This is a genomic window from Pseudaminobacter sp. Soil_N_29, assembly GCF_057656055.1.
On record NZ_JBDGLC010000017.1, the window covers coordinates 1 to 10997 of the forward strand.

Annotated in this window: 14 protein-coding genes and 2 pseudogenes; 7 read left to right on the plus strand and 9 right to left on the minus strand. The window is 59.9% G+C overall.

Annotated elements, in window-relative coordinates:
* Positions 1-287: 4a-hydroxytetrahydrobiopterin dehydratase (locus tag AC3A4H_RS23280; protein ID WP_487768833.1), on the minus strand; the 287-nt coding region annotated here is incomplete at its 3' end.
* Positions 288-746: 459 nt separating this feature from the next.
* On the opposite strand from AC3A4H_RS23280, the gene AC3A4H_RS23285 reads away from it, so the two are divergent.
* The 5 genes from AC3A4H_RS23285 (at position 747) to AC3A4H_RS23305 (ending at position 3351) form a co-directional block, all read left to right on the plus strand.
* Complete coding sequence (locus AC3A4H_RS23285; protein ID WP_106726171.1) at positions 747-1091, plus strand: carboxymuconolactone decarboxylase family protein; 345 nt, start codon at positions 747-749, stop codon at positions 1089-1091.
* A 569-nt stretch (positions 1092-1660) separates the two neighbouring features.
* A complete protein-coding gene (locus AC3A4H_RS23290) occupies positions 1661-1981 on the plus strand; it encodes a hypothetical protein (protein WP_487768834.1) in 321 nt (106 codons plus the stop codon).
* A gap of 392 nt (positions 1982-2373) precedes the next feature.
* Positions 2374-2583, plus strand: coding sequence for a cold-shock protein (locus tag AC3A4H_RS23295; protein WP_003504088.1), 210 nt, complete (start codon positions 2374-2376; stop codon positions 2581-2583).
* Between the two features lie 130 nt (positions 2584-2713).
* Positions 2714-2935 (plus strand): hypothetical protein, encoded by a 222-nt coding sequence (locus AC3A4H_RS23300; RefSeq protein ID WP_487768835.1) that lies wholly within the window; start codon positions 2714-2716, stop codon positions 2933-2935.
* A gap of 35 nt (positions 2936-2970) precedes the next feature.
* Complete coding sequence (locus AC3A4H_RS23305) at positions 2971-3351, plus strand: DUF6481 family protein (RefSeq protein WP_487768836.1); 381 nt, start codon at positions 2971-2973, stop codon at positions 3349-3351.
* A gap of 433 nt (positions 3352-3784) precedes the next feature.
* On the opposite strand, the gene AC3A4H_RS23310 is transcribed toward AC3A4H_RS23305, so the two are convergent.
* On the minus strand, positions 3785-3994 hold the full coding sequence (locus AC3A4H_RS23310; protein WP_487768844.1) for a cold-shock protein: 210 nt from the start codon (positions 3992-3994) through the stop codon (positions 3785-3787).
* 878 nt (positions 3995-4872) lie between these two features.
* On the opposite strand from AC3A4H_RS23310, the gene AC3A4H_RS23315 reads away from it, so the two are divergent.
* Positions 4873-5382, plus strand: coding sequence for a hypothetical protein (locus AC3A4H_RS23315; RefSeq protein ID WP_487768837.1), 510 nt, complete (start codon positions 4873-4875; stop codon positions 5380-5382).
* Positions 5383-5773: 391 nt separating this feature from the next.
* Here AC3A4H_RS23315 and AC3A4H_RS23320 read toward each other — a convergent pair whose 3' ends face one another.
* From AC3A4H_RS23320 to AC3A4H_RS23340, 5 genes are all read right to left on the minus strand, one after another.
* Positions 5774-6088, minus strand: a complete 315-nt coding sequence (locus AC3A4H_RS23320; RefSeq protein ID WP_487768838.1) for a hypothetical protein — start codon at positions 6086-6088, stop codon at positions 5774-5776.
* A gap of 347 nt (positions 6089-6435) precedes the next feature.
* Positions 6436-6651, minus strand: a complete 216-nt coding sequence (locus tag AC3A4H_RS23325; protein ID WP_487768839.1) for a hypothetical protein — start codon at positions 6649-6651, stop codon at positions 6436-6438.
* 37 nt (positions 6652-6688) lie between these two features.
* Positions 6689-6823 carry a hypothetical protein gene (locus tag AC3A4H_RS23330; RefSeq protein ID WP_487768840.1) on the minus strand — a complete coding sequence of 45 codons (135 nt, stop codon included), beginning with the start codon at positions 6821-6823 and terminating at the stop codon, positions 6689-6691.
* A 12-nt stretch (positions 6824-6835) separates the two neighbouring features.
* Positions 6836-7057, minus strand: a complete 222-nt coding sequence (locus tag AC3A4H_RS23335) for a hypothetical protein (protein ID WP_487768841.1) — start codon at positions 7055-7057, stop codon at positions 6836-6838.
* Between the two features lie 48 nt (positions 7058-7105).
* Positions 7106-7510 carry a hypothetical protein gene (locus tag AC3A4H_RS23340; RefSeq protein WP_487768842.1) on the minus strand — a complete coding sequence of 135 codons (405 nt, stop codon included), beginning with the start codon at positions 7508-7510 and terminating at the stop codon, positions 7106-7108.
* A 355-nt stretch (positions 7511-7865) separates the two neighbouring features.
* Here AC3A4H_RS23340 and AC3A4H_RS23345 point away from each other — a divergent pair.
* Positions 7866-8045 (plus strand): annotated as a pseudogene (locus AC3A4H_RS23345) (glycine betaine ABC transporter substrate-binding protein); the annotation flags it as partial.
* 237 nt (positions 8046-8282) lie between these two features.
* Here the strand turns inward: AC3A4H_RS23345 and betT are convergent.
* Positions 8283-10565, minus strand: a complete 2283-nt coding sequence (gene betT / locus AC3A4H_RS23350) for a choline BCCT transporter BetT (RefSeq protein ID WP_487768843.1) — start codon at positions 10563-10565, stop codon at positions 8283-8285.
* Positions 10566-10910: 345 nt separating this feature from the next.
* A pseudogene (locus tag AC3A4H_RS23355) lies at positions 10911-10997 on the minus strand (SDR family oxidoreductase); the annotation flags it as partial.

Consider the following 10997-nt stretch of genomic DNA (forward strand, 5'->3'; position numbering starts at 1 on the left):
TGCAGCCCCTTGATCTTGTGGGTCTGCAGCGAGACGGTGGCGTAACCCCAGCCGAAACAGATGTCGGGATGGTGGCCTTGTTCCTCAGCAAGTCGGCCGACCTTGTCGACGAAGCCCTGCGATTCCCGAAAATCTGCGAACTTGAACTTGCGGCGCAGCCAGCGCCCGTCGTCCTCCAACTCCCATCCCGGCGTCTGGGACAGGTAGACCGCCGCTTCCTCCTGCGTCAGCGGTGAAGTGCCACCCCGGCACGGCGTGCAGACCTTTTGAGCTAGACTTTCAGCCATCCCGTCCTCCTTTCGCCGCCCGGCAACCTCACCGGCCCAGGAATTTGTTCATGTAGTGGGTATGGAGGAACTTGCGCCGCTGCTCGGCAAGATGCCTGTTGCCGACCGGCGCCGTCCCTTTGGCGGCTCTCCTTTGTGGCCCCCGTTCGGCATCGGGCTTCTGTTTCGTATGCCTGCGCATGTTGTCTAAGATGTGTAGCGAAGCGATCTCTCTTCAAGGTACGCCTTCAATCCAGCACCGTCGCTCACTGAGCAGTTCGAGATTCTCGCCGCCTGAAAAATCCGCCGCCAAGTCAATCGTGTCCTTGGCGCTGGATTTGCGACGGACCAAACTTCATGGTCGATTCATCACCACGCCAACGACAAGCCGGGAAGCCCAACGATCAGCCAGTCAAGGGCGCTTTTCCGCAGCCTGCATGCATGTCATCCTGATTTGCCAGCAGGAGGATCAAGCAAATGATGTTCGACTGGAATGACTATCGCAAACAGGTTGGGACGAGGATCGCCGAGATTGGAAGAATTAGCCCCGAGACAATCCGTGGCTATCGAGCACTCGGCGATGCTGGCTCCAAGACCGGCTTACTCGACCCGAAGATCCGTGAATTGATCTCGCTCGCGGTGGCAGTCACACGACAGTGCGATGGGTGCATCGCTGTCCACACCGACGCGGCCATAAAGCATGGCGCCACACGCGAAGAGATCGCCGAAGCGCTCGGTGTGGCTGTTGCAGTGAATGCCGGTGCGGCGCTCATTTATTCGGCACGCGTGATGGACGCCTACTCAGCCCATCAAGTCGAGCCATAGCAAGACCTGCGCGCAAAATTACTCTGCCTCAGTCAACGGTAGATGGCCGGTTGAGATCCGAAGCCTTTGGGCGCGGGGTGCGTGAATGGCTGCGGGTCTCTTGTTGCCGCTAAACAACAGCTTATGCTTGCTTGAAGCGGTGACGGACGCAACGATGCCTGGGGTTAAGCTGGCTCATTAACGCTCGACTTTCCCGCCGTGAGAAGTGATTGCTCAAGGGAGCGGCATTGCAGCGGCGTCAGACGCTAAACCGTCAGGTCCTCTGGCATAGAGCGTGACCGAGAGCACCCGCGCGTCATCCGTATCCCAGTGATAGGACGTTTCGCCCTCGCGGAGGAAAATTGACGGCGGCAAGTGCAAGTAAGCTGCTAGAGCATAGGCGAGAGTTGCCGCTGCCCCGGGTCCGCTTTGGGGCCGCAAGCTGACAGTCCGGTTTCAGCGGCCACCCTGCGATAGCTGCCCTTCCGTTCCTGACCAGTTGCGAACTCCAACCCTGAGCTCAAGCACGGCAGTGACAAATGAGACCATTGCGGCCAAGATTCTCTCCCACCAAGAGGATGCCTTCCTCCTTGCGCCAGACCGGCACGCGCTTCAATTCGTTCCTGATCAGGCCTCGCCTACTTCGTCTTCCAGGCCGACTCATCTCGCCATACGACACGGCGCTGGAAACACACTCTGTCCAGCCGCCTTATGGTCATTGTCTGAAGCTCCGCAATTGGCGGGTGATGTTCGCTGAGCATGATGTTGCTGTCGCCGCACTTCTCGCACCGCAGTTTCAGGTCATCGACCTGAACGTTGCCGCAAAGCTCCTTCAGATCCGATGGCGTGTAGAAATGGACGATTTTGCAATAACGGCATTCTGCGCGCAGATAGGCGCCATTCCTCGCTGAGTCAGCGAGTGTGTACGCACCTTTTCTCTTTGGCCAATAGGGGCCCAGCATGAGAACGAAATAGAAACATTGACAGGAGGGTGTCAACCGATAAGCTGAAAAGTGATTTTCCGTCTGGGCCGTCGCATGCGCCCACAGAAAATCCACTTTAATATATGTATCAGCTTTGCCGCTCAGGGTTATCCGATGAGTGAATGTACCGTTCATAAAAGCAAAGGTTGACACTCTGGCTGAAGACCCGTATTGATATCTCTCGATATTTTATTGCTGAGCTTTTGGTTACCGCGCGATTGGCACCGCGCTTTGAACGAACCCTCCCTTAAAGCATCGTTAGTTCGTCCCGTAACGCCTCCGCGTGACGGTCATCTCTATCTGCTATGAAAGGGTTCATCATGACCACTGGCACAGTTAAATGGTTCAATTCCACCAAGGGGTTCGGCTTCATTCAGCCTGATAACGGCGGCGCCGATGCGTTCGTCCACATTTCAGCCGTCGAGCGCGCCGGTATGCGCGAACTCGTCGAAGGCCAGAAGATCGGCTTCGAACTGGAGCGCGACAACAAGTCGGGTAAGATGTCTGCCTGCAATCTGCAGGCAGCCTAAATGGTGTCCGCTTTCCTTTGACCACGGATGTACTGGCACTGTGGGAGCGAGAAACCAAGCGAGGTCAGGCAATTTGCCTGACCTTTTTTTATTGCCGCTCGCCTGGCGAGCAGCCGTTACGAGGACAGCAATGACCGCGAACTACAGCAAGCCGCGTCAACAGGCCGAGGCCGCCTTCGGCAAGACACAGTCACAGTTCCTCGCGCGCGAGCGCGCTTTTGGAGAACTCGACTCCATCGTGGTTGCCAGGGACGAAAAGACCCTAAGGCTGAGAGAGGCCCGCCTTGCAAAGGAATTGCAGGACAGCATCTCGATGGCAACGCCAGTCTCCAAGCGGGCCAAGAAGTCCTGAGTTCGGCCGCCATCACCTCCAACTGGACTAAAAATTTGAGAAACATCAAAAAGAATGAGCTTTCAGACCGGCGCGGCGCCTCTACCGCCGCGAAAGCGGCTCTCCTTGAGGCTTATCGTGCCGCCAAGGCGGCTGCGGAGCCCACCCGTGAAGCCAGGCAGTCGGAACGCCTTCTAATCGCTGAAGCCCGCGAAGAGCGCCGCGCTCAACGTGAGCAGGTGAAACTAGACGAACAAGCCCGCATCGAAACCGAGATCGCAGAGCGGGACGCCGCAAGTGCAGCATCTGCCCGAGCTGAAATCGAAGCTCGCGACATCGCGGACAAGAATCGTGTCGCACGTGTCCTTGAGGAAGAGGCGGCTCACAAGGCGAAGCGCGACCGTCGATATTCAGACCGCAAGGCCCGCCAAGCCTAACGGGCCACGTTCAAGCATTTAGGGGCGCTGTCGCGCCCTGAACACCTACGCGCGTTACCGGCGACCGGCCTGTGAGGCTCGGCGCCCATCCGCCGCGCCTGTCGCACCGAGCCTTCGTCTCACGGGTTTTGCCCGACTGGCTACCCCTACGCAGTTCTGTAATCATCCAGCCGCTGTCAACTGATGGCGAGAGAAGGACTGCGATCTCCTGCCAACCCGCGCTGGACCGTCGCTAAGCCGTTCAGCGCGGGCGTTGGCGCGAGAAAAAACGGGGACAGGCTGGTTCGGCTGCGAGTTGGCCGGATAGGTCGTAACCTCCATCCCATCGTCACCATTCCAATGAAAAAGGTCGGGAAATATCCCGACCCTCTCCTAGACGCCTCACCGACCAGTGCCAGTACATCTGTGGTCAAAGACCGGAATCGCTATTTCGTCATGCCGCCTGAAGGTTGTCGGCCGCACCCTTACCGCTGCGACGATCCGGCACGACATCGAAGCTCACCTTCTGACCCTCAGCCAGGGAGCGCATGCCAGCCCGTTCGACCGCAGAAATGTGAACGAAAACATCCGCGCCGCCCTGATCCGGCGTGATGAAGCCGAAGCCTTTGGTCGAGTTGAAGAACTTTACTGTTCCGGTTGCCATGAGATTTCCTTCCAAATCGGAATACAGATGTACGCCAAACGTCAGTGCTCGAAATTGAGAAGGAATATCGTCTGGGCGCAAGAGCACCGACACAATATTCATCAACAATATTGACACTCAGACATAGGCGCAATGCAGAATGAAGGCAAGGCTCGCGCCAAGATTCGTCTCGGCTCTTGCCAAGGCTATAACATTGCGCGGAGGTCATCCATTCCATGAATGCTTGACATGAGGAAACAAACACTCACGACTGCCAATATAGCAAACCCGCTGAATTTCTTGACATCACGGCATATCACCCGGCGTCGCATCCCCGTGCTCACCGTGCCGAGCCTTCCACACGGGGTTTTGCCCGACTGGCCGACTATCTGGCGGTTCTGTCATCATCCTGCCGCTACCTCAAAGGTAGCGCGTTAGTCTCCATGCCAACCCGCCGTCCCCCCAAGGTTCAGCGGGAAGGCGTGGCAGATTGCATCTCCAAACGAAAAAAGCGGGCCGTGATGCCCGCTTCCCTTCAATCCTGAGACATGTGAACCGCCGGTACATTCGTGGTCGGCGCACCATCAATCAGGGCAAATGCGAATGCCTACGGGGAAACCCAGCAACGTATCTCGAAGAGCGTTCCCGGCCGGTCAGCAGCCGATGGGCCGGATATGGAGGGTTGGGGACCATATAGCAAGCGAATTCGGCGGATGGGCAAAAGAACAAGAAAAATCCCCCTCGGATACGCGACGGACTGGAGAAGCCGGATGCGGAGTGAGGACAAAATACGTCGACTCCGTACGCCATTGGGTGCATGGTGAATTGTCGGCGTCTTCTGAAACGGGCGACACCGGTTAAGGGCCAACATACCCTAGCCCCAAGTTCAGGAGGACATCATGTCTTCCAACTATCTTAGTTTCGCAAATATGAACATGATCGAGCGGCTTCTGGCGGAGGTGCGCCAATCGGCACAACCACACGACGCAGGTACGGAAACCGCCGCACTGAATTTTCTCGTGCGAGAAGTCGAGCAAAGCCAGGCGGCCGAAGCAGATCTCCGGCAGAAGCTGGCCGTACATCTTGGTGAGTGGGAAACCGCAGACGCCGCCATCGCACGGTGGGACGACGATGGCTTTTCTGGCGGTAAGTCGCGGCGAACCGAGGCCCAGCGCTTGAGCGATCAACTTCCAGATCAGGTACGGGCGGCAATCGCGACCTTCTTGAATGCGTGCCAGAAGGAGGCGCGGCCGTTTGCGATTTCGCAGGCCCTCGGCGCGGTGCGGAGCGTTTTCCCGGACTTAGATATTTCGGACCAGGATTTGGTGGACGCCATCACCAGCGAGGCTTCGGTGGCGGGCTTCGATGTAAATTGTGGCCTCCCTAGGCCCTCGAAAGCATCGGGATAGACTCGACACGTGGCCGCTGGACCGTGACGAGCCGGCCTACTCAACCAGAGCCTTATGAATAAAGGTCTGGCGATTTGGCAATCACGAAAAGCCTGCCGCCGGTGGTGAGCTATCGACGGCGCAAATCCTTTATGGGTAAGGAGCGGAGCCATGAAACGCCACACGCCAAATCAGTCCGATTTGAGCAACTATGGGCGCCTGTTGGGTGTGATGCTGATCACTGCCGCGCAGTGGTTGTCTTCTATTTCCTCTTCGGGCTGAACTTTGGTGGCCATTTCTAACGCAAGGCTGCCGCGGAGGAAGTTGGAGCCCCCACAAGCAACGGTCACCTAGCGGTCGCACCTCGAGCAACTCGTTCGGCCGGACACACGGTACGCCGGCCGCGGCCAAACTATCTGCCATCTTCCTTCAAGCGCCGGCGCTGACGCTCGGTCCTGATGCGCTTGACGGGCGGCTTATCCGAGCGGCGACCGCCCGGCGCATAGCCTTCCTGGTGCAGGCGGATCGTCAGCTCCAGGATCTCTTCCGGGGTGCGGCCGCCGATCGTGTACAGCGCAAAGATCCTTGCCGCGACTTCGTTGCGTTCCGCCGGATCGACGATGTGCAGCGTTTCGGCTGCCCGACGCACCACGCTGTCAAGCACGTCCAGCACCTCGTCGGAAAACATGGACAGCAGTTCAGGGGATTGGGAAAGATAACTGCGCATCGCCCTCTCCAGTCTCCACGGCGGGAGAAAAAGAGCCCGCCGCTTCGGCGACGGGCAGGCGCTTGGTGGCGATGGCCAATCCACCAAGACGGGACCGTCTGGAGATGGGGCGGTCTGGCCGAAGTTCCAGAGCGAACGCAAAAAACCCGCCGCGGCGAATCTAGGCCGGCAAGGGTGTACGATACGGAGCGACGAGGTAGACAAGCGGCCTTCGGTTTTTCAGTTGGGCCGGGTCCGAACCACCTGGGCCATGCCTTGCACTTTTTTTTTGCATTGACCGCGTCGAGATCGATCCTTGTGGCAGTGGCTTCGGTCTGGGCCAGCCTCGTCATGAGCCGATCTTCCTTTCAGACTGGCCTCACCACCGCCCAGTAAAGCTGCCGCCCCTGATCGTCGCTGATGCTGACGATGTCAGGGTCCTGCGGCATGTCGAGCGTGCGGAAGAGCGATCTCGCCATGCCGATCGCCGCGTCGGTATCGATCGCATCGCAGGCCACGCGGCCGAGAACCGCATGTGCGTTGTCCAGTTCACGAACCCGGCAGAATTCAATGACGACTTTCATGTGGGTTACCTACCGTAAGAGAACCGGCGCGCGACGCTCATTTTTTGGTCGTGCGGTGCTCTCCATTGCCGTTGCCTGCCGGCGAGCCGAATGCTGTCTCGACCTTGACGTAGGCCTTTTGCTTTTTCGGCTTCCTGATTTCGCGATTGCTGCGCCGCTGACTCTTGGCCATGCAAATCTCCTGTCAGTTGAAGCCGGTTGCGACCGGCGGCGTCTCGAGTTCAAGTGCGTTTTCGGTTGCTACACGCTCGTGCGGCTCATGATCATTTCGGATGCGGTATTGAGGCGAGTTGTCTCGTTCCGGCAGGGTCGCGGTGATGCGATAGGTTCCTGCCGCCGTGTCCGACAGGTGAAACCTGTTCCTGAAGTGAACCGACTGTCCTACTGCGAAGCGATGCGGTGACATTTTTCGTGTCCTGTGGATGCGCCCGTGCCAGGCTTGGCGCGGGCCTAGCTATCGCGCCTGCTCTCGATCCTGCTGAAGTGCGGCTTCCAACTCGGCGAAGTCGATTTCAATCAGTTGCGCCGTCATCTTATTTGTCGAGACGGCGGGCAGGTGAATGAAGGTTGCGACGCGGCGATAGGCGAGCCAGGAAACGCCGTCGATGATGTCTTCATCCTGATCGATGGCGTAATCGCCCGGCGGCTGCACCTCGTCGATGCCCCTCAAGGCGAAGGGCGCGGAGAAGTGGACAATGGATTGGATCGTGCGGGTCGACATGCGCGTGTCCTCGCAAACCAAGAACCTCGGTTGAGATCGAAGGCCGTCGTTCTCCGTCTGGTCTTCGACAACCTGCCACGCCAATGCGCGCTCCCGCACGGGCACGACGATTACGTCAATGTTGCCGTCGCGTGGCAAATCCATGTCACGCGTTCAGAGCATCGTAAATCTGGATAGAACTTGGCGGCTCGAAAGCGCCGCGAGAGGCCAAATCAGGCCAAATAGGCGATGCTCATAACGTATAGCCCAAATGAGGTTTATTCTAGACACCTGCATTGCCGCGCACAAAAAAAGCCCGCCGCCTCGGGTGAGACGACGGGCTGATGAGTAAAGGCACGCTCGCAAGGGGGACAGGCGAGCGCAGACACATAATCCGGGGGAGCGCTGTTTGGTTCCCATGTGCCGCGGTGAGAGCTAGGAGCCTCATCGTCGCGCTAAGTTCGTGTACGCGCCGAACGCTGCTCAACGCCCGATCAAGCCGTTCATGAAGACCATTGATGCGGTTGTCAGGGTAGACAACCCCAAGGTCGCTGAATTCCTGTCGCGTATGAAACTGCCGGTCCCTGAACTGGAGGCGGCCATGTTTAGTGCGCAGCAGACCTCTTACGACAAGGCGGTGGACAAATTCATCGCCGAGCCCCCCGACCGGGTGAAGGAGTGGCTCGGCGAATGATCGAGCCGACCTGTTGGATATATGTCATAGACCGGCGGCACCCTGCCGCCGGTCCATTTATCTCTGTACTGGTTGTGGCGAGCCGTGGATCAGGGTGGCTTCGCCCTCGACGTTCTGGTCCAGAGCAGTCCTGATGTAGCGTTTGATCCTTCCGGAAGGATTCAAACCAGTCAGCCTCGGCACGCAGGCTCCCGTTCGGGCGGAACGCGCAGCAAGTGCCAGGTTGTCAGGCGACCATCACTCCTTCTCCCCTTGGCCCTGAATGTCTCCGGCGTCCTTCGACGCCGCGGACGGCTGATCTTGCCGCGGCATCGGCGGTGTGAGCACCGATGCCGTATCGGTCTCCGTGGACAAGGTGAGGAACGCAAGGTGGGCCTCGTAGCGCTCGATCACGTCGTCGATCACCTGCTGCCTTGTCAGGCCCATCAGGTCATAACCGCCCGATCCGGTCTGTGTGAACACCTCGAGCCGGTAGTAGACGTCGGTCTCACGCGACATGCGACCACTGAACATCGGCACCGGTGCCTCGACGATGGCGACGTGGTATTGGAAGGCGCGGAACGTATCCAAGGACACCCGCAGCAGTGGCTCTTCGATGCCGCTCGCGTTGATGATGACGCCCTGCTCGACCTCATAACCCTGTTTCCTGAACTCGCCCGCCACGTCGTCGAGCGCCGGCCGCACGGTGCGCTCGAGGAACTGCACGACCTCGGGCAGCGACGGGTATGCGCGCAGCCGTTCAAGCCGCTGCCTCCACGACCGTTCGGGCACGTGGCCGCCGATAGGGGCCATAGACGGTCTTCGCAGCACCTGACCCCTGCGCTCGGCGCGTTCCATCCGCAGCACCTTGTAGAAAGACGCCATGACCAGGTAGGCGATGATCGTCACCGGAAGGGCGAAGATGAGCGTTGCATACTCCATCGTCGGCACACCACCTGCGAGCAGCATCGCCACGGTAAGAACGGCGGTGAGCACGGCCCAGAAGATGCGCAGCCATTTCGGCCCGTCGTGCGACGGATCCGGGATCGAGGCGGAGAAGTTCGACGTCACCATCGCGCCCGAGTTCGCGCTCGTGAGGTAGAACAGCAGACCCGAGAAGGTTGCCAGACCGATAAGGAACATCGCGCCCGGGAACATCTCGAGCAGCGCGTACCATCCGCGCTCCGGGCTCTGGACCGCGAGTTGGGCGAACTCCGTATTGCCCTGCAGCACCTCGTACAACGCCGAATTGCCGAACAGCGAGACGATGATGAAGTCGCACAGGACGGGCGCCGTGATTGCCGCGATCACGAACTCGCGTAGCGTCCGCCCGCGCGATATGCGGGCGAGGAAGACGCCGACGAACGGGCCCCATGCAAGCCAGAATGCCCAGAAGAACAACGTCCAACTGGCCATCCACTTGGCGCCGTCGGGCTCGTAGGCGAAGGTTTGAAGCGTGCGCTCGGGCAGCGTGACAAAGAACCGACCGATGTTATCGACCAGGGCGTTCAGGAGGAATGCCGTGTGACCGGCGCAGAGGATGTAGATCATCATCGCCGCGGCACTCCACAGGTTCAGCTCGGAGATCCAGCGGATGCCCCGGTCGACGCCCGATGTCGTGGCCGCGATGGTCAGGACGACGGCGACGGCGACCAACGCGATCTGCAGCGCCAGGCCCTGCTGCAGCCCGAAGAGAAGCGCGAAACCGACATTCAGCAGTACGACGCCGATGCCCATCGATGTCGCCACGCCGAACACGGTGCCAACCACCGCGATGATGTTGATGCCGTCGCCCAGGGGGCCGCGCACGCGCTTGCCAAGAAGCGGGTAGAGCGCCGCACGGATCGACAGGGGCATGTCCCACCGGTAGGCGAAGTAGCCCATCGCCATGCCGAGAAGCGCATAGATCGCCCAGCCTGCGATCCCGTAATGGAACATCGTCCAGACGACCGCATCCCGCGTCGCCTCAGGTGTGCCGCCCTCGCCGTAGGGTGGATGCAGAAACTGCACCACGGGACCGGCGACCGAGAAAAAGAGCAGGTCGATCCCGACACCGGCGGCGAACAGCATCGCGACCCAGGTGGGGAGCTTGTACTGCGGCCGCGAGTGATCGGGACCAAGCCGTACGCTGCCCTCCTTCGAGAACGCCACCCAGAGGACGAAACCGGTGACGAGGGTGACCGTCAGCACGTAATACCAGCCGAGGTTTCTCGCGATCCAGTCGACGGCCGTCTTCATCGTCGTTCGCGCGCCACCGGGCATGACAATGGCCCAGATCGAGAAGCCCAGGATCACCGCCGACGAGATGACCAGAACGCGCCAGTTGATGTAGGCCGCGCGATGCTCGAGCACCTCTTCGCGCCCCTTGCTGAGATCGCTGCGCGACACCGGCGCGTCGTCGTCAACTGGACGCTCATGCCGGCGTTCCGTGCCGCCGAAACGGCCGCGCTCAAGCGGCGGATGCGACTTCGCCGCCTGCGCGCCCAGCGGTTGCATGCTCGATCGAGCCGCTTCGGAGCGTTCGTCGTCGGATGGAGGCATTGGCCTGCTCCTTCCTCGGGACCGCCTCGGGTGCTGACAACGTGACGATGAGCTCGACGGCGACCTGCCTGCATGAATAGCAGGTTTTTGCAATGGCGGGAGTCGGTGCGAACCCGTCCGCCCCCCTAGAGCCCTCGCGGCCAGAGACCTGGGATAGTATCCACTTGATCCCCGGGTCGCAGGTCTCGACGGGCGTTGCAGTCGCCCGCGCTCGGCATCAAGAGTCTGCTTTCGGGGAACGGCAGAATGGACGGCTACGGCCGACTTTAGGCGCATTGCTGCCATTCAAAAGGAGGCTGCGGTAAGTAAGGCCGCCTCGGTGCGGCCTCACTCTGTCGTTTGGATTCACGTTCGATTGATGGACACGCCACCATCGGCAAGAACGGCGGCGCCAGTCATGAAACTCGCTGCTGGGGAGGCGAGAAAGAGGGC